We start from the raw sequence: 18,596 nt of genomic DNA on the forward strand, positions 1-18,596 counted from the left end.
TAAAAAAGCAACTCCCCCTTGAACCGGGGAGTTGCTTCCTATATATCGATATTCCGATATGAGCAATGAGCAGCTCGGATAAGGACTAGTCCTCTTCATCATCGGCAAGCTCGGCCGCGCCGCTGTTCCCGTACTGCTTGCGGTACTGTCCCGGCGTACAGCCCATCTCTTTCTTGAACTTGCGGATGAAGTTCGGTGTATCCAGATAACCGACCCGGGTGATGATGTCCTTGAGCGGATCGCTGGTCTGAATCAGCTGGCGGATCACCTCGTCCATTCGCTTCTGCCATATATATTGCGAGAAATTGGTGCCTACCTTCTCTTTGAAGGAACGGCTGAAATAGGATGCCGAGATGGAGAATTTGGCTGAGATGGTGCCCAGGCTCAGCGTATAATCAGTGAAGTTCTCGTCGATGTAAGCGATGATTTTGTTGAGCAGGGTGTTCTCCTCGTATACGCTTTTTCGCTCGACATGATCACAGATTTCAGCGGCAAGCACATTCAGCTTCTTCTCCAGCTCCTCGAGAGAATCGAAGGAGGTCAGCTGAGGGAGCTGCTTCACCACATGATGAATGCCAAGCTCCGAGGCCATCTTCAGCATCGTATTCATAATGTCAAAGCAGATGCACCGCAGCAGCGCCACCGGGATCTTCTCGGTCTTGAGGCTGGTGATCGCCGTGTGAATCGTCTGCGCGGCAACATTGTAGCTGCCCTGCTTCAGGCTCTGGTTGAGCTTCAGCAGCAGATCCTTCGGTATCCAGAAGGCAGGGTCCTGCACCTCGGATAATTTATCGAAGAAGCCGGTGCTTTCCTGGTTGTTCAGCATGCAGAAATCAAGTGCCGATGAGGCTTCAATATAGGATTGATGCAATTGCTCGGGACTGGTGTAGGCTGTCCCTACCCCGATCGCGAGAGGGACCGGCGAGTTGCTTCGTATTCTCGACCGCACGGCTTCCACGATCTGAACTCTGCGCTCGTACAATACGCTCGGGTCTTCGTTATCGGCGTCAAAGCCGATGATCAAGGCCAGCTGCTCCGGCTGCGGAAGCTCGACGCCATAGGCAGAAGCGGCATGCTCAGGAATGCTGATATCGGTAAAGAGCGGCACGATAGACGGTACAGGCTCCTCTTGCAGTTCGGCATCATGCGGTTCGGCCTTGGCTGTCTGGTCCCAGCTAATATGTATGACAAAATAATGCGAGTGCGGGAACCGGATGCCGAGCATGCTCTGCACCTCGGCCGTATAATCCCGGGAATGGCCGTATTTGAGCAGCATCAGCAAGTACTGGTTCCGGGCATAAGGCTCCTGAATATCGATGCGCTTGATGTAATTGTGCAGTGTTTTTTTGATCCAATCCAGCTCGTTGCTGGCCGGAGGCTCGGAAGATCGCTCGGTAAGGGTTTTCAATTTCACGATCTCCATTAGATCTGATATCGGGTGATACTGCCGTCTTGCGAGCAGGATCGCGATCAGTGTCCCCATCACCACAACCACCGAGAATACGAGCAGAATGAAGGTGCGGATATGGAGAATGCGCTCCTGGAACTGCTTGCTTGGCATCGCAGTCACGTAGGTCCAGCCGTTGTCTTCGGACTTGACGGAAACGACCGAGTGCTGCTCCTGATTCAGCGTAATGCTGTGAATGCCGGAAGTGAGCTGGTAGAGGGCATTCACCTCATCCGGGGTAACCGGCTCGCCGTGGCGGTTGGCAGCAAGCACATGGCCGTTGTCATCAAAGATGTAGGTCATCCCCTGGTAGTCGGTCAGAATGGAGTCGATCAGTCCGGTCAAGCTGGACTCGGGAATGAGATACATGACCGTGCCATGAGGATAAGGCTTGTTCGGTGTAATGGGCACGAGATACGCCATGAGCGATTGCTGCAGCTGCCCGTTGCGGTCTACGAGCTCTGATGGCCGCATGGTCGGGAAACGCACGTTGTTCAGATCGTTGATGAAGTCTTCTTTTTTCCAGCTGTGGAATTTGTAGCGGCCAAGAAACACCGACAAATCCTCCAGGCCCTTCGCCGAATAAATAAGGTCTTCCCCACGGAAATAAAGAAACAGCTCGTTGATGATGGAACTGGTAGCCTTGTACTTCTCCAGCGTACTGATCGCATCGCGGCTGTAGTAGGGATGATGCACGAGATAGGGTGTGAGCTGGCCATCGTAGGCAATCCGGGAGGCAATTTCGTGCAGTTCCTTCATGCGCTCGTCGATGACGGTCATCGCTTGCGTAAGCTGATTTACATTGGTGTGTTCGATTTCGGAGCGGAGGGTGTCAGTCGCATTCTGGTAGATAATAAACGTCAATATAACAAGAGGTATAAGGAAAATGGAGATGTAGGATAGCGTGTATTTCAGGAGTAGCTTGGATTTAAAGTGATTCCACTTCATCTTCATGTAGGTACCTCCTGTTAGCTTCTTATTTAAAAATAGTAAGAGAACTAGGGATATAAATCAATGCTCCGCATTCAACTTTCGCAGAAATTGATGAGGAGCAGGGAGGGAATCGTGATGAATTACAGCGGTGTGCCTGAACCGGGCATCGAGGTGCAGCCAAAACATTACATTTGCCGAAGGGCTTCGGGGAAGCTAAAGCTGGATGGACGCCTGGATAAGCCATTCTGGGAGAAGGCGGAATGGACGGAGGATTTCGTCGATATTGAGGGGGAGCTGAAGCCGAGACCGCCTAAGCGGACCCGAGTCAAAATGCTATGGGACGATGATTATTTCTATGTGGGGGCCGAGCTGGAAGAAGAGGAAATATGGGCGACGCTGACTGAGCGGGATTCGGTCATTTTCCATGACAATGATTTTGAAATCTTTATTGATCCGGACGGCGATACCCATAATTATTACGAATTCGAGATCAACGCATGGAATACGGTATGGGATTTGCTGCTGCCGAAGCCATATCGGGACGGAGGTCCGGCGATCAATGGATGGGATATTCATGGGCTGGAGACCGCTGTTTATATCGAGGGCGAAATCAACAACCCGTCTGCCGACAACCGGAAATGGAGCCTGGAGGTAGCGATGCCATGGAGCAGCCTGAAGGAGTGTGCGCCGGAGGGGCGCGGGCCAAGGGCTGGTGAATGCTGGCGGGTGAACTTCTCCCGGGTGGAGTGGCATGTGGATGTCAAGGACGGTCAATATGTGAAAAGGCTGGATCCGGCTACCGGCAAACCGCTGCCGGAGGAGAACTGGGTATGGAGCCCGATGGGGATTATCAATATGCACTATCCGGAGCTGTGGGGATATGTGATGTTCGCCGATCATGAGCAGGCGGAATTCGTGCTTCCGCCGGATGAAGGGATCAAGCGTCTGCTGAGGAAGGTGTACTACCGGCAGCGGAACTATTACGCCGAGCATGGGGTCTTTAGTGACCGGCTTGACATATTGCTGGGCGAGGCGGAGAAGGGCTGGGAAGACGGCCTGCTTGATCTGAAGCTTGAAACCACGTCGAGCTTGTTTCAGGTCTCGGCCCGATCAAGCGATGGGCGCAGCCGGGTATGCATACGGGAGGACGGCAAGTTATGGACGGAGCAGGAGGGAGCGAGAGGATGAATACAACCTACGGATTTGATGTGCAGGTGATGGAAGAGAAATTTGCAGCCAAAAGGCAGTGGGCGAAGTTTCGGGAGCGGGAGCTGTTCGACGTTTTTCGTGAGCCGCTGACGGAGGAAGAGCGGCTGCTGCTGAAATTTCTGTATGCGTATATGCCGCTGCATGACCTGGCCGATTATGACGGGGCGTTCTTTCTTCGTCACGTTCGGCATGCGCTTGAGGTTCGGGAGCAGATGCCATGGGGGCGGTCGGTGCCGGAGGAGCTGTTCGTTCATTTCGTGCTGCCTTACCGCGTCAACAATGAGAACATCGACGAAAGCCGCATGGTGATCCACCATGAGCTGGCCCCGAGGGTACAAGGCCTGTCGATGTCGGAGGCGGTGCTGGAGACCAACTACTGGTGTCATGAGCGCGCGACTTATACGGGCAACGATGCCCGGACGGTTTCGCCGCTGACGCTGATGCGGACCGCACTCGGACGCTGCGGGGAGCAATCCACGCTGGCGGTGACCGCGCTGCGCAGCATCGGCATTCCGGCGCGTCAGGTATATACGCCGCGCTGGGCCCACTGCGACTCCAACCATGCCTGGGTGGAGGCCTGGGCGGACGGCGCCTGGCATTTCATCGGCGCCTGTGAGCCGGAGCCGGTGCTGGACGAAGGCTGGTTCCGCTCACCATCCACGCGCGCGATGCTGGTGAACACCCGGGTAGCGGCTGATTATGATGGTCCGGAGGAAATTTGCTCGGATCATCCGTGGTATGCGGAGATCAATATGCTGGACCATTATGCGCCAGTGAAAGAGATCTCGGTGTATGTTGTGGATGAGGATGGGAGGCCGGCGATCAATGCAGAGGTGAATTTCCAGCTGTATAACTTCGCTGAATTCAGCACGATTGTCACCAAGAAGGCCGATGCTAAAGGGCGTGTCACCCTGATGACAGGACTTGGCGATCTGCTCGTTCATGCCCGTGGAGAGCAGGGCTGGGGCTTCCGGCATATCCGCGTGTCCGAGGCCGGGGAATTCGAGCTGACCATTCACTCGCAGCCGGACTACGGTCAGGTGCTGGAGCTGGATATGGTACCCCCGCCGGTGTCCGGAGGGGAAGAACGGGTCGTCAGCGAAGAGATGCGCCGGCGCCACGAGGAGCGGATGAAGGAAGGAACGGCCATTCGCTCGGCATATGAGGCCACGTTCTGCTCCGAGGCGTATGCGGCCAAGCTGGCTGGGGAGCTGGCGCTGCCGCTGGAGCGGCTGCTGCCGGTGCTGCAGCAGTCGAAAGGGAACGGGGAGGAGCTGGCTCTGTTCCTGCAGGAGATCAAGCCTGAACACCGGCTGCTGGGACTTCGGCTTCTGGAAAGCCTGCGGGTGAAGGATCTGACGGATACGTTCCGGGAGTCGCTGCATGATCATCTGAACGGCGCCCTGCCGTTTGTGGATCGCGTTCCGGATTCGGAGCTGTTTGATGCTTACGTGCTATGTCCGCGGGTACACTTTGAAATGATTGCGCCGTACAGGGCGTTCTTCCAGCAGTCCTTTACCGAGGAAGAGAAGTCGCGCTATGCTGCGAGCCCGCAGCTGCTCGCCGAGCACATTGGCAGCTTGATTCAGGTAGCCAGCGATGTGGACCGTTATTCAGGAATGGCAACGCCCGTTGGTGCCTTCCGGCTGAAGGTGGCGGATCGGCTGAGCCGGCATATCGCGTTTGTGGCGGCGGCGCGCAGCCTGGGCATCCCGGCCAGACTGGAGCCGCTGAACGGCACGCCGCAGTTCTGGCAGGCAGGAAGCTGGCAGGATGCGGTGCTGGACCCGGCGGGGCTCCGGCAGGAGGCTGCAGAGGCAGGGGCGGCTGAACTGGCTGCGAAAGGGAAGGTATGTTTTGTACAGCCGCCGAATCAGCCGGCAGCGGACGCTTCATCCGACGTGGCCACGTATCATTACAATTTCACGCTGGCCCGGTTGGAGGAGGGCAGGTATCGTACGCTGTCGATTCCGTTCGGGGAAACGGATGTATACAACAAGCCTTACGAGGTGCTGAGCGGAGATTACCGGCTGACGACAGGAACCCGGCTTGGTGACGGTTCGGTTCGGGTGCGCCTCTCTTTCTTTAGCGTTGCGCCGGGTGAAGAAGTGAAGGCACCGCTGATATTCCGGGAAGAGGAGATTGAAGCGCCCGTATGGGGCAAAGTCAGTGACCGCGTATGGACAGATTTTGCCGGCAGCGGCAGTGTGGCCGCCGAGCACACTGGCATCGTCCTGGTCTGGCTGGAGTCCGAGCGCGAGCCGTCCAAGCATGTACTGCGTGAACTGAGAGAGCTGTCTGACCGGCTGGAAGACTGGGGCGGGCCGATCAAGCTGTTTAGCGAGGCAGCGCCGGCATCACAGGATATGGATGGGCTGCCGGATCAGGCCACGCTGCGGGTAGAGGAGGACGGTGCCCGCGGACTGCTGGAAGAGGTGAAGGCAACCGTGCCTGATCTCCAGGGCCGGGAATGGCCGGTCGTGCTGGTTCTGGATGTGAGCCGTCAAGTCCGGTACATGTCTGAGGGCTACAAGCTCGGCATCGGAGCAGACATTGTGAAGACGCTGAAGGCGCTCGGCTAGTGCTGAAGGAGCTGAACTGGCAATGAGGTGCCGCTGAGGCACCGCAAGGGGTTGGCTCACTATACAGATGACTTACTTATATCATGAATCTGAGAGCTATTAGGATATGCTCCCCTGGAGGGTCTTTCGGTGAATCCTTCCTAACAAACAAGCTGGCCAAGTAGAGGCCAGCTTGTTTGTTAGGGTTGCATTATGTGTTGGAATTTCTCCGTTTATAAAGATAGAATCCTGCGAGCCCCAGTCCGTTTTTTTAACTTAACTTATCTGCATACCGCTGCCGCAGCTTGTCCGCCATCTCCCGGACATCGTCTGCAGAGGGCAGCTTGAACCGGGCGGCCGCCTGGGTCAGGTCATAGCCAGATTGCCACCGGCGGACCACGTCCTTGACTGCATGCGTGAAGCTGTTCACGGCGTCGTCCTGCCCGGGGATGAGCTCTTCCAGACTGGCGGTACTGCTCTCTTCCACGAGCGGATAGCTGCCGGGAGCCGCGCCGGAGGCGGCGATGTCGTAGAAGGAGCGCACGAGCCTGGCGCGCTCGCTGCCGGAGCCGCTGGCGATGATGAATGCCTGGATGATGAAGGCATGCCGCTGGCGGCGCTGGGCGATGCCGCAAAATTTAAGCCCACCGATGCTGAGATCATACGTTCCGGGGCAGAAGGCGCCGGCGATCTCGCCGGTGTCCACCTGCGCCTCGGTAGAATGCAGCGCGTCCCGGATCAGCTGCACCATCACCTCGAAGTCGTCGTGGAAGTCCGGAGCCTTGCCCGTAGAATCGAACGGCAGGATCAGGGACAGATTCACGACGCCTGCGTCCAGGGGAACGGCTGCGCCGCCGGAGTGGCGGACCGCGGTGTTATAGCCCTGGGAACGCAGCCAGGCATCGCCTTCCGGCGCATGGGGGAGGCGGCTGTCCCGCACGCCCATGACAAAGGCGCGGGGATGCCGCCATAGATGGCAGATGGCTGGCCCGCCATTCCCGGTTTGGCTGCAGAGCAGCTCGTCCATGGCAAAATGGTGAAGGACATCCATCGAGGATAGATCAGCGGTTCGGTCCAGTATAAGTATCGGCTGGTGTTCGGGTAAGCGGAAGGGGATATTCATGTTCAAATTGTTCAACGGGTAAGCCTCCTCTATATGTAAAGCCGGAGCATGTTCTGCTGAAATGAATGGAATTGATATGAACAGAATACCACAATGCCCGGGGTGGCATGAAAGATTTGCTTGCGCCTTTCGTTTGACAAGCAAGCGGCATCTTTTCTAAGATGAAAGAAAATCCTTGTTAAGTTATTGTATTTATAGGAATGGGCAGAACATCAATGGTAGATAGACAGGTAGAACCACTTTGACAAAATTTTGGCGAAGATAGGATGCAGCGGGATCAATTTTGCCAGGACCGTATAGAAGGAGAAGAGCATGGACGTTTATAACAATGTAGTGGAGATGATCGGCCAGACGCCGATGGTAAGGCTCCAGCGCGTGGTGCCCCAGGGTGCGGCCGACGTGTATGTCAAGCTGGAAAGATTCAATCCGTCGGGCAGCGTGAAGGACCGGGCGGCGTATAATTTGATCCGCACCGCAGAGGAACAGGGCTTGCTTGCTCCCGGAGGAACCATCATTGAGCCGACCAGTGGCAATACGGGCATCGGCCTGGCGATGATCGCGGCGGCGAAAGGCTATCGGGCTATTCTGGTCATGCCGGACAATATGTCCAAGGAGCGGATCAACATTCTGAAGGCCTATGGCGCAGAGGTGGTGCTGACGCCGAGCAGCGAGCGCATGCCAGGCTCGATAGCCAAGGCGATGGAACTGCGAGCACAGATTCCTGGCAGCTTCATTCCGCAGCAGTTCCAGAATCAGGCGAACCCGGACATTCACAGAGTCACGACGGCGCCGGAGATTCTGGAGCAGATGGAAGGGCGGCTGGATGCCTTTGTGGCGACCGCCGGAACGGGCGGGACGATTACCGGCACCGGGGAGGAATTGCGCAAGCATCTGCCGGAACTGCATATTGCGGTTGTTGAGCCGCAGGGCTCGCCGGTGCTGTCTGGCGGACAGCCGGGGCCGCACAAGCTGGTGGGCACAAGCCCGGGATTTGTGCCGGATATTTTAAATACGGAGATCTATCATGAGATCATTCAGATTGCTGATGAAGAAGCGATCGGGATGGTCCGCAGCCTGGCTCGTCAGGAAGGGATTCTGGTCGGGCCGTCCTCCGGGGCCTCGGTATTTGCCGCGATCCGCGTAGCGGAGCGGCTGGGAGCAGGGAAACGGGTGGTATGTATGGCTCCGGATACAGGTGAGCGTTACTTGAGCATGGATATTTTTGGACCATAATGATAAGACTGCGCTGCGGCAGCTTGGCTGTACAGCAGGGAAGTTGCAGTGTAAGACGTGGGTGGTTGCCCGTATCGTATAACCAAACGAAGAACCGGACGAAGCAAGAGAGGGATCTTGCCGTCCGGTTCTTTGGTATATTCATGGGTGTTGTTCGGGCAGTGATGAAAGCCCTCATTCCCCTGAGCCCCGCGCTTCACTGGAAGTCAGCTCTGATTTCTGAATTGAGCCAGAGCCTGTTTGCCGCTCTGCACGACGATCACTTTATCGGTATAGGGCGTGAGCATTGCAGCGATCTTCCGCTTGCCTTCCCGCTCGTAGCTGTGATTCCACTTGAACATCTTGATCAGCATGTCAAAGGTCGGCTTGTAATTCGCTTGTTCGATCCCAAGCTTCTGTTTGATGAATCGCTTGACGATCTGGCGACAGCGAGTGAGATAGGACGGGCTCAGAAATAGGATCAGATCGGCTTCCTCAAGAGCAGGCCGAACCCAGTGATGATAGTGTGCGCCTTCGCTTACCCAGCTTTCGCTCTGAACTATCTGTTGGAGCAGGGCAACGATGGCTTCGTCATCACGCCGGATATCCCCAGCGTCCGCTCGGATCCATACGACATTGTCCAGTTCATAGAAAGGAGCATCCATCCGGGCGGACAGGGATCGGGCGAGTGTTGTTTTGCCGCTGCCTACAGAGCCGATAATATGAATTTTGCGCGGAATTTTCTTTTCCATATCAAGTCATGAGCCTCCCGGTCAGAGAATAGAGGTTGGAAAATAAGGATTCGATTCGCGTGCTCATATGTCCTCTTTTTGTGCGTCGATCTCTATCTGGTGCCCGGTTTCTCCGACCGTGATATTTTTGTTTGAATCATTGTGCCTAGTTTAGCTTAGCTTTGCAGCATGTGAAAGAAACCCCGAATCTGCTCAGCCAGAAGCTTCGGCTGCTCGGCGGCAATAAAATGCCCTCCGATATTTAGATCCTTCCAGCGAATGAGATTAGGAAATATACGCTCCACGTATGCCCGTGGCGGGCGAGTATTCGGCTCGGACGTTAGAGCAATGCCGTGCGGAACAGGAGAGGACTCTCCCGGGCCGGGCCAGCGGGTATGCCTGCCTTCGTAATAATAGCGGTTAGACGAATTGATGGTCCGAGTCAGCCAATAGATTGCTACGTTGCTAATGAGGAAATCCCGGCTGAAGTGCTGCAGCAGGTCGCCATCCTTGGGGTAAGTCCAGTCATGCCATTTTTCCAATATAAAAGCGGCAAGTCCAGCTGGCGAGTCCTCAAGGCCATAAGCCGCCGTCTGAGGCTTGGTGCCGAGCAGATGCGCATATCCGCCTTCCGATGCATACCACTGCCGCTGAAGGTCAAGGTACTCGGTTTCCTCCGGGGTGAGAATGGTCGTTTCATCCGTGTACGGGCTTGGATTGGCTGGCGACGTGGTGTGGTAGCCGATTATGCTCTCCGGTTGATCCAGACAGAGCAGCCCGAGGATGCTGGCGCCGATATCATACCCGTGGGCGCCGAACCGATCGTACCCTAGGCCGGCCATCAATTGGCCGAGAAGTTGCCCGGCCTGCCGGTCCTCAAACCCCGGCTCCCTCGTCCCGATGGAGAAGCCGTGGCCAGGGATGGATGGAATAACAATATCAAAAGAAAGCCCGGAGCCATCCCCGTATGTATCCGTCTCAGTTAGGTAGGGGGCCAGCTCTAGCATCTCATAGAAGGTGCTGGGCCAACCATGGGCAAGGAGCAAGGGAATGGGGCTCGCGCCGCTGCTCTTGATGTGAATAAAGTGAATGCGATGTCCGTCAATGTCGGCGATATAATTCGGATATGCATTGATGTTGCGCTCCATGCGGCTCCAATCGAACTCGTGCCTCCAGTATCGAATCATTTCCTGCATGAAGGCTAGCGGAATTCCATAGTCCCCATGTGCATGCTGGATTTCATCCGGCCAGCGGGTCATGTCCAGACGGCGATTCAGGTCTTCGATATCCTCCGGCGCTACCCGGAAGCGGAAAGGCTGAATGTCTATCTTCATATTAGGCACTCCTCTCGTTTCATTGAAATAGGGGTGGTGTTTGCATGTGGTACGCTACGATCTTATTCGCTTTATGGATGAGGCGGTGGTCTGCCATAGCTGGCTGTACAAAGTTGACAGAACCCGGTTGGAGGGGCGTTATGTGAATATGTGATAAAATGGAGTAAATCATGAGAAACGTGACTTATAAAACATATTTAAAGGTTAGCTAACCTGTTATTTTATTTTAATGGTTTGCAGGATCAATAGCAACAGGAGGTTGGGCTGTGATGGAGCAAGACTATCAGGGGCTGGAAATTATAGCGGATTTCATCAATACCTATGATCGGCGAATGCGATATGAGGGGGACCCGGGCACAGAGTGCTGGGTGGTCCCTGAGGATTTGAAGCACTGGTTGCAGAACATTCATTATATTGCCGGCGAGGAGCCTGTGTCCGAGTCTGATCTGGCGCTGGCGAGGAAGCTGCGAGCCGCGTTAAGAAACGCTATTGAGCTTAACCCGCATGATCGGGGGCCTGATGTTGACGTGGAACCACTCGAGAAGGTTGCCAGGGAATTCAAGTACGCGATTAGGCTTGAAGACAACGGGGACAAGCTGGAGCCGCTTCATCAAGGAGGCAAGCAAGGGCTCGGGCATGTATTGGCATTGGTATATGAGATGAGAAGAAAAGGGCTTTGGCGGCGAATTCGGGTCTGCTTGGCCCCGGATTGCCAGTGGGTATTTATAGACCGATCCCGTCCGGGAACAGGAAAGTGGTGCCTCATGAGCGCCTGCGGCAACCGCGCCAAGAACAGGGCGTACCGGGAGCGGAGCCGGGTGAGCCGATCGTAGGATCGTGATTGATGATTGCAGGGCTGGCACTGCATTTTAGGGTAAAAAAAAGGCTGTCCCGGAAGTCAGATCAACAGACTTACGGGACAGCCCAGCACGCAACGACACTCCTAATGTTTAGCACGATGATCCCACTGGATCAGGTAGCGTCCTGAACGAAAGGGATCACCATGCAACATGCAACGAAGTAGACAGGAGACGCCGTTTCATGTGCTTGCTTCTTCATATTCTCATTTACTCATAGCGTGTGAAGTGTTTGACCTTCTTGCTCGGATCATCGTCTGATCAACGATCAGACGATCCGTGGTCGTCGTTGTCAGCGGTGAACAGCCCCAGCTCACTGATCGACCACCAATGCAGGTCTTCCCCGGTTTGCACGATCTTGACGTAGCGGGCTGTTTGCAGCGGGAAGACCGCGGTGATGATCGGACCTTTGCCTTCGCCTGAAGCGACCGGGCCGCTCCAGTTCTCGGCGTCGCTGGACAGGTAGACTTCGTAACCGCGTGCGTAATCGTCTCGGCTGCTGCCGCTGTCCATCACGATTTTGTCTAGCGGTGTCGCTTCGCCAAGGTCCAGCATAATCCATTCGCCGCCCTTCTGCTCGGCACCGGAGGTCCAGCGGGTGAACATATCGCCATCCAGCATCGCCCCGGTGTGCGAGAGGTCAGAGTTGGCCGATGCGCTGATTACCCAGTCTGCCGGAGTCAGCTGCCGCTGCTTGCCGATGCCGTAATACACCACGGACAGCTCGGCAACCGACCACCATTTGTCGGATTCCCCGGTCTGAACAATTCTAATATAGCGGGCCGTCTGCGGAGGGAGGGTCATCTCAAGCATCCCGGGCTCGCCTGCTCCACTGGCGACCGCGTCTCCCCAGCTTTGACTGTCCTCAGACACATACACCTTATAGCTGCGCGGGTAATCGTCTGTGGAGCCGCCAGGATCCAGGATGACGGTATCGAAGGTGTGGGCTGTACCCAGATCGATTTCCAGCCATTCTCCACCTGCTTGAGGCTGTCCGCTGGTCCAGCGGGTGTGGATATCGCCATCCAGCATATGGGACGGCCTTTCCTCGTCAGCAGACGAGGAGGCAGTCACTGTCCAGCCAGGCAGATCCTCCGGTTTATCCGTCCCCGGTTCTTGTACCGGAGGCTGGGACCCAGGCTCTCCAAAACGTGCAAGCTTGATCTCGGCAATCGACCACCAGCTGTCCGACGGGGCAGTCAGCATGATTTTGAGGAATCGGGCGCGCTGAGCCCCCAGGGAGACTGCCAGGCTCGGCGATGCGCCAGCCCCTGTGAACACGGCTTCTCCCCAATTCTCGCCATCGTTGGAGACATATACTTCGTAACCGCGCGCATAATCGCCCCAGCTTGTGCCAGAATTCATGAACAGGGTATCAAAGGACTGCTCTGATCCGAGATCGACCTGCAGCCATTCACCTGCCCGCTGCGTTTGTCCTGATGACCAGCGGGTGGAGAGGTCATTATCCGTCAGGTTGGATACCGGCTCGGAACTTGCGGAGGCCGTGATCGCCCAGGATGTCCGGTCCAGGTAGGACACGCCCTGAGACGGGTCGGGGCCTTCGACTGTTGTATGCCGGGTTGGATCAACGGCAACTAACGCGTTCGGATATACGGTGGCAGAGCCGACAACACCGTTTTCGTTATAGAAGTGAATGGTTCTCGGGCTCTCTGAAGGATTCCAGATTTGTGCTGTGTACACGCCGTCTTTTTCATATACAGTAGCTGCCGGATAATCGGCCCAGATCGCGGTGGAGCGGTGCCCCAACGTAGCCATACTGTTAACGAACCAGTACGTATTGAATGCTTCATTCTGCTGCATATGGGTTGTGTCCCATTTGGCCAGCACAGCCTCCGGATCGCTGAGGGACTGGAATGGCCAGATGATATGGAACCAGGTGTTTTCAGGCTGGCCTCCCAGCTCATCGATCAGTCCCTGATACAGGGCAGCGGCTTTCTCAGGCTGACGACCATAGTAGGTCATCCATTCGGCTGACGGGAGCCAGTGAATGCCATAGACCATCTCATGATCTCCGGAGAAGAACGTTCCGTACAGGTAGGCGCTGCCGTACACATGCCCGACGACCTTATGCTTGTACGCCTCTGGCCAATTGTCTCCGTCATAGTTGAACCAGTATTGCTCGGCCGCCTTCTCTTCGGTTGTGAAGCCCCAGATGCCCGCATCGCGGTAGGCATCATTGCCGGTGACAAGCCCCCACATGTATTCGCCAACCCAGCCAAATAATGCTTCGCCGGCCGCTTCCTGGTTGTTCCCGCTGCGGTTGTCGGCATAGCCTCCGGCCCAGGAGTGGCCTTCGTAAGGGTCGAAGTTGCGGAACCAAGGGAACAGGTTGTCTGTCCGGGACGGGTTCGCATAGTCGCGAATCAGCACCTCTGTCATATCGCCATAATCACGCAAGAACTCCTTGTCGTAGGTCGCCAGCACCGCGGACGCGAAGACGTAATAGCCATACGTGAAGTGATGGTCCGTCAGTCCCGTGTTCAGCCCGAATCCGCTGGCGTAAGGGAATACGGACCCCCAATACGTCGAGTAGTGAAAATAATGGGAATGACGCGGCTCATCAGGGGAATACGTATACCAGTCCGTCAGAATGGTGCGCAGATCCGCCAAATAGCGGTCTCTTCGCTCGGTGTCTCCAAGCTGGTCGCTGATCAGCACCGCTACCGCGAGCGGATGCAGCTTTTTCCCTTGCCAGTAAGGATCCGCGATCATCAGCCCGTTCGCAAGATCGGCATCGAGCTGATCGAGGTAAGCCACGAGCTGGGCCCGCGAATAATCCGGGTTGCTCGGTTCTACAAATTGCGGAATCATGCCGTAAAAACGGTCTTCCGTCGTAAATGTGCTGCCTTCCCGCACTTTCAGCGTACCGCGGATGGACGGGTAGCTAAGCTCGGTCAGCGGAGTTGTCGTGATTTTCCACTGGTGCGGCAGCAGTGTCATGATCGTTTCCTCGGAAAAGCCAGGTCTTTTCAGCTCGGTCTCCGAGGTGAAGTTCGTTGTGACAAGGGAGGTGTCCTCGTCATAGCGATAATCGACGCGTGTATCGGTCACAAACGCATAGGCGTGCTGGTAGTATCGCTCCAGCTCGGTTGCCGAAGGCAGGGCTGCGATGGACAGGTAGTCGCCTTGTCCAAGCTTGATTTTGACCGTATTCCCAAGCTTCATGAACGTCGTTCCCGGCGGCGCATAGATGCCATAGCTGCGGACGAACGTCTGCGGCGCTGGGGCCCGGTCCTGGTTCACCACTTCAAAGCCGATATGGTCGGTTACGAGCACGTCTCCGTCATTCACCAATACCGGGTTGTTGTTATCATCGAACAGTCGGGAAAGCACCGGCGAATGAATAATGACAGCATCCGGGTTCTCAAACGTGTTGTACAGGAAAGGCGAACCCTTCACAAAGGTGGTGCTCATCTTAGCCGTATCGTCATCACTCAGGATGACGCTGGCGGAATAATCGCCATAGCCGGAAATTTTCGTCTCCATTTCGGCTGGATGGATGTTGTTGACGAACAGGTATAGATCCGGGTCGCCGTCTGCGTCGATGTTATCGCCGCTTGCCGACACATAACCGGCACCCGGGTTCAATACCGCGAGTCCTTGCTTCGTGTACCAGTTCTTGAGCGGCAGAGTGATCAGGCCGTTGCCATCGCCCAGGTTGGCGATCAGGATCGACTGCCACCAGCCATTGGACGGGATCGGCGCCTGGATATTCGGCGTCCGGTATTTCGGATTTTTCGGCTCCAGCTGTGTGATATCGTTGATCTCATAGCTTCCGGCTCCTACTGGCACAGCGGAGGGAGCCTTTACTTCCGGAATATCATAAACAGGCTGCGGGTCCCCTTCGCGGTAAGCGCGCACTTCAAATTCGAACAGTGAATAACCGTTTGCGCTGCCGCGCGCGATGCCGGCCATTTTGACATAGCGGGCCTGGGTGTACAGCGGAATGACATCCTTGCCGCCGGAGCCGTTCAGCTCCCGGTACACGGTCGTCCACTCACGGGCATCGTTGGATACCTGAATGTCGTAGGCACGCCCGTAAGCAGCTTCCCAATGGAAGGCGACGCTGCCGATTTCGCTGACTTCGCCCAGATCGACATAGATCCACTCCGTATCCGTGTATACGGATGACCATCGTGTTCCCGGATCGCCATCGGTCGCATTGCGGGCGGCGTAGTTGCGCTCCTCCATCCGGGCTTTGTCCTCGGCCGAGCGAGTCGGCTCATCAATTTCGAGAGAGGAGACCGTAACCGGCTTGTTCAGCGCCAGATTGACGGCTTCCGGCTTCGGCGGCTTGTTCGCACCGCCAGTACCGTAAACGGTCAGCTCCCATATCGAAATGCCGTAAGCCTGCTGCGCGCGCTCGGTGCTATAGACGCGGACGTAGCGGCCGGCTGCGGATACTTCGCTCTCGACCTCACCGGCTCTTCCTTGAATGACATCCGTCACATCGGTCCATTCGATCTCATCGTCCGACACTTGAATGGTGTACGCACTGGAATAAGCATTCTCCCAGTTTACGGTCACCTTGGAGATGTTCGCACTGGCGCCGAGATCGACGTAAATCCATTGCGGGTCCTTCTGCCATACACTTTCCCAGCGGGTATTCGGGTTTCCGTCCACGGCCAGATCCGGCGTATTTCCGCCAAGGCTGGAAGAGGCGTAAACAGGTCTGTGAAGCGACAGTATAGGATCGCGATCCGCTGCATGAACAGCCGGAGCTGCAAGCGGCAAACTGCCTATCCATAATAGGAACGCGATCACAACGTTCGCGAGTATGATGAGGGGATGTTTTCTCCTCGTTGGTTGTCTGTACATATGTTCTCTCCTATCCATCATGATATAAGCCGCATCCTTCCCCAAGAGGTCTTTCTCTAACGCTCCTTTCACATATTCATGGGGATTGGCTCCACGGCTTATATCGACGGCCAGACTTTTGAATTTGAGTAAGAACATCTAATAAAAGGAAATTTCCTTCTCGGGTAGGAAAGATCAATACATAAAGATGTACATATTCTAGAGGGACCAGGATAAAACAGCTACCCTTGCAAAATTAGGCCAATGATCTGCTGGTTTTTCGGTCTGTTGCAGCAGCTGAAACACCCGGAGCAGCGCCTGTTTCTATATAAAAAGAGCGAATCGGTCCTCATAGTGCTCAAGACCGATTCGCCGTAATATAAATATAGAATTGGCGTAAAGAAACCTCTTCACGCGGCTCGAACAAGCGCCCGATGATTTATGGATGCATCGTTCATCATTCGATGGATTCAGCGTTGTGCTGACAGTCACCTCGCGTCCCGTGCCGATACCGCTCAGGTACGAGATGAGCAGCGCCGAGCGCTCCGTATACATATTCCACCGTGGCCGCGATGGCGGCTTCCGGCGGCTGCGGCTCCTCGAGGAGCAGCGGACGGAAGTAATAGTTTCGCTTATGGAACAGCAGGCTGCCCAGTACGAGCAACAGCGTCGTATCGATGGACAGGAAGTGGAACTTGCCTTGACTGCGCCCGTCCAGCATCAAGTCGCGCAGCTTCGACCAGATTGGAAACGTTCGGTCTTGGATCGCTTGCAGCCGCGGAGAGTGCATTAGAATTTCCTGTTCCAGAATATTGCCCATGTCCGGGTCGTTTAACTTAAACAGCATGACCTGTTCTATAAATAATGCCAGGCCGGTCTCCGGCTGAGCGAGAATGTCCCGGTACTGCTCCAAGGCATCATCCACATTGGGGAAAAACTCATCAAACAACGCGGAGAACAAATTTTCCTTCCCGCCGAAATGGTACGAAACCAATGCTACGTTGGCTCCTGCCTCCTCGCAAACCTGGCGAACCGTCGTTCCGTCGAACCCATGCTTCGCGAACAGCGTCTTCGCCGCGAGAAGAATTCTGGTTCGGATGTCCGGTTCCGTCATGTCGCAGCGCCCCCTCTTTTAATTCGCCGCGAATGCACTCCTCTCGGGCAGTGCACGGCCGCGTCTCACGGCCGTTACGGCGATACCTATTCCTAAGTATACCAAAGCGCTTGCCGCTAACGCGAGCGCTGGTGCTGTAGTGCTCGGCCCGCCGAACAGCAAGTTCATCAGGCCTTCAACGGCATAGGTGGCAGGCAGCGCATCGCCCAGTCCCTGATAGAATCCGGACAGCATTTCGCGCGGCACCATGGCGCCTGACGATACGAGCTGTGCCGACAGCAGCATAATGTTGAACACCATGCCGCCTGTGCCGAACAGCAGCAGGAAGACCTGCGCCAATGTCATGAAGGCAAACAGGAACAGTGTCTGGAAGCCCCACAAGGACAGAAAGCTGTGTTCGGTTGAGCTGCCCAGCAGCGTGACCAGCGTCACGCCGAACAATCCGACAATGACGGCTGTTCCGACATTGATGAGCTGACGCGCTGTGAATCGCTGCCACTTGGAGTGCCGGCTTGTCAAGGCTGCGGATGACTGCTCCAGATTCATGCCGAGCAGCATCGAGCCGACGTAAGAGGCAAGCACCATCATCATCGGCACCATTTGGTCAGCCATATCGGGCACCGGATTGCTGATTTCGTAGCTTCCCTCAATGCGGGAGGTCAATCCTGCAGCGAGCGCTTCCGCTTGCGGCTCAGCGATCTGCATGGAGGCTAGGGTCTGCTGGACCCCGTGCTGTGCGGCAAGCTGATTGGCCGTCGCAGTGATTTGCTGGGCGACACTGGCCATAGCATTTTTTATCGTGACGACATTGGATTCGTTCATGGCATACGTAATCATCCCCTTGGATTCCGTTGACGATACCGCTTCGCTGAAATCGGCGGGGATGTGAACCACCATCTGGACCTCCCGCTGCTCCAGCTGATCGCGAGCCTCTGTCAAACTCCCCGGCTTGATAACGGTGAATGGCAGCTGTTCATGCAGCGACGCCGCGAGCACAGCCCCGAAGCCGGCATCCTCATTCACAACGGCAATCTGCAGTTGGCTCGTTCGTTCATTAACCCCGCTGTACCCCGTCATCCATACCACACTGAAAATAAGCTGGAACAACGCCGCCGTAGCGATTCCGATGATCGTTGTTTTCTGTTTGAAAAAATCCTTAACCACTCCACCCACTTGATTCCCTCCCAATTTAAATGTTTGTTTAAAATAAACGTTTGTTTAAATTGTAGACAACAGATGGGACCATGTCAAGCCACT

The 18,596-nt window shown here is 55.7% G+C and carries 11 protein-coding genes; 4 read left to right on the forward strand and 7 right to left on the reverse strand.

The annotated features are described in order from the left end of the window. Positions 1 to 85 precede the first annotated feature (85 nt). The gene (locus MKX64_RS11475) at positions 86 to 2,395 is read right to left on the reverse strand and encodes a helix-turn-helix domain-containing protein (protein WP_341036296.1); all 2,310 of its coding nucleotides are present in this window, start codon (positions 2,393 to 2,395) and stop codon (positions 86 to 88) included. A gap of 120 nt (positions 2,396 to 2,515) precedes the next feature. On the opposite strand from MKX64_RS11475, the gene MKX64_RS11480 reads away from it, so the two are divergent. Both MKX64_RS11480 and MKX64_RS11485 read left to right on the forward strand, forming a co-directional pair. Continuing rightward, on the forward strand, positions 2,516 to 3,568 hold the full coding sequence (locus MKX64_RS11480; protein ID WP_341035853.1) for a carbohydrate-binding family 9-like protein: 1,053 nt from the start codon (positions 2,516 to 2,518) through the stop codon (positions 3,566 to 3,568). Continuing rightward, a complete protein-coding gene (locus MKX64_RS11485; RefSeq protein WP_230875832.1) occupies positions 3,565 to 6,171 on the forward strand; it encodes a transglutaminase-like domain-containing protein in 2,607 nt (868 codons plus the stop codon). The genes MKX64_RS11480 and MKX64_RS11485 overlap by 4 nt, the downstream gene beginning before the upstream one ends. 250 nt (positions 6,172 to 6,421) lie before the next feature. Here MKX64_RS11485 and MKX64_RS11490 read toward each other — a convergent pair whose 3' ends face one another. Further along, positions 6,422 to 7,273: a lipoate--protein ligase family protein gene (locus MKX64_RS11490; RefSeq protein ID WP_095265117.1), complete on the reverse strand. Its 852-nt coding sequence runs from the start codon at positions 7,271 to 7,273 to the stop codon at positions 6,422 to 6,424. A 312-nt stretch (positions 7,274 to 7,585) separates the two neighbouring features. Between MKX64_RS11490 and cysK the strand changes: the two genes are divergently transcribed. After that, the gene (cysK, locus tag MKX64_RS11495) at positions 7,586 to 8,506 is read left to right on the forward strand and encodes a cysteine synthase A (protein ID WP_095265027.1); all 921 of its coding nucleotides are present in this window, start codon (positions 7,586 to 7,588) and stop codon (positions 8,504 to 8,506) included. Between the two features lie 206 nt (positions 8,507 to 8,712). On the opposite strand, the gene MKX64_RS11500 is transcribed toward cysK, so the two are convergent. Together MKX64_RS11500 and MKX64_RS11505 are read right to left on the reverse strand one after the other, a co-directional pair. Beyond that, positions 8,713 to 9,237 carry a DNA topology modulation protein FlaR gene (locus tag MKX64_RS11500; RefSeq protein ID WP_095265026.1) on the reverse strand — a complete coding sequence of 175 codons (525 nt, stop codon included), beginning with the start codon at positions 9,235 to 9,237 and terminating at the stop codon, positions 8,713 to 8,715. 155 nt (positions 9,238 to 9,392) lie between these two features. Continuing rightward, entirely contained in the window at positions 9,393 to 10,550 is a 1,158-nt protein-coding gene (locus MKX64_RS11505; RefSeq protein WP_155618917.1) for an epoxide hydrolase family protein, read from the reverse strand. A 269-nt stretch (positions 10,551 to 10,819) separates the two neighbouring features. Here MKX64_RS11505 and MKX64_RS11510 point away from each other — a divergent pair, with 269 nt between their 5' ends. Then, positions 10,820 to 11,383, forward strand: coding sequence for a CGNR zinc finger domain-containing protein (locus MKX64_RS11510; protein ID WP_341035855.1), 564 nt, complete (start codon positions 10,820 to 10,822; stop codon positions 11,381 to 11,383). A 285-nt stretch (positions 11,384 to 11,668) separates the two neighbouring features. Here MKX64_RS11510 and MKX64_RS11515 read toward each other — a convergent pair whose 3' ends face one another. The 3 genes from MKX64_RS11515 to MKX64_RS11525 all read right to left on the reverse strand — a co-directional run bounded on the left by MKX64_RS11515 (position 11,669) and on the right by MKX64_RS11525 (position 18,512). Continuing rightward, complete coding sequence (locus tag MKX64_RS11515) at positions 11,669 to 16,246, reverse strand: discoidin domain-containing protein (RefSeq protein ID WP_341035857.1); 4,578 nt, start codon at positions 16,244 to 16,246, stop codon at positions 11,669 to 11,671. Between the two features lie 436 nt (positions 16,247 to 16,682). Then, positions 16,683 to 17,339, reverse strand: a complete 657-nt coding sequence (locus MKX64_RS11520) for a TetR/AcrR family transcriptional regulator (RefSeq protein ID WP_095398879.1) — start codon at positions 17,337 to 17,339, stop codon at positions 16,683 to 16,685. Positions 17,340 to 17,357: 18 nt separating this feature from the next. Beyond that, a complete protein-coding gene (locus tag MKX64_RS11525) occupies positions 17,358 to 18,512 on the reverse strand; it encodes a YhgE/Pip domain-containing protein (protein ID WP_095265022.1) in 1,155 nt (384 codons plus the stop codon). Between the last annotated feature and the right edge of the window lie 84 nt (positions 18,513 to 18,596).

The organism is Paenibacillus sp. FSL M8-0334 (genome assembly GCF_038000405.1).
Classification (GTDB): Bacteria; Bacillota; Bacilli; order Paenibacillales; family Paenibacillaceae; genus Paenibacillus_AQ; species Paenibacillus_AQ campinasensis.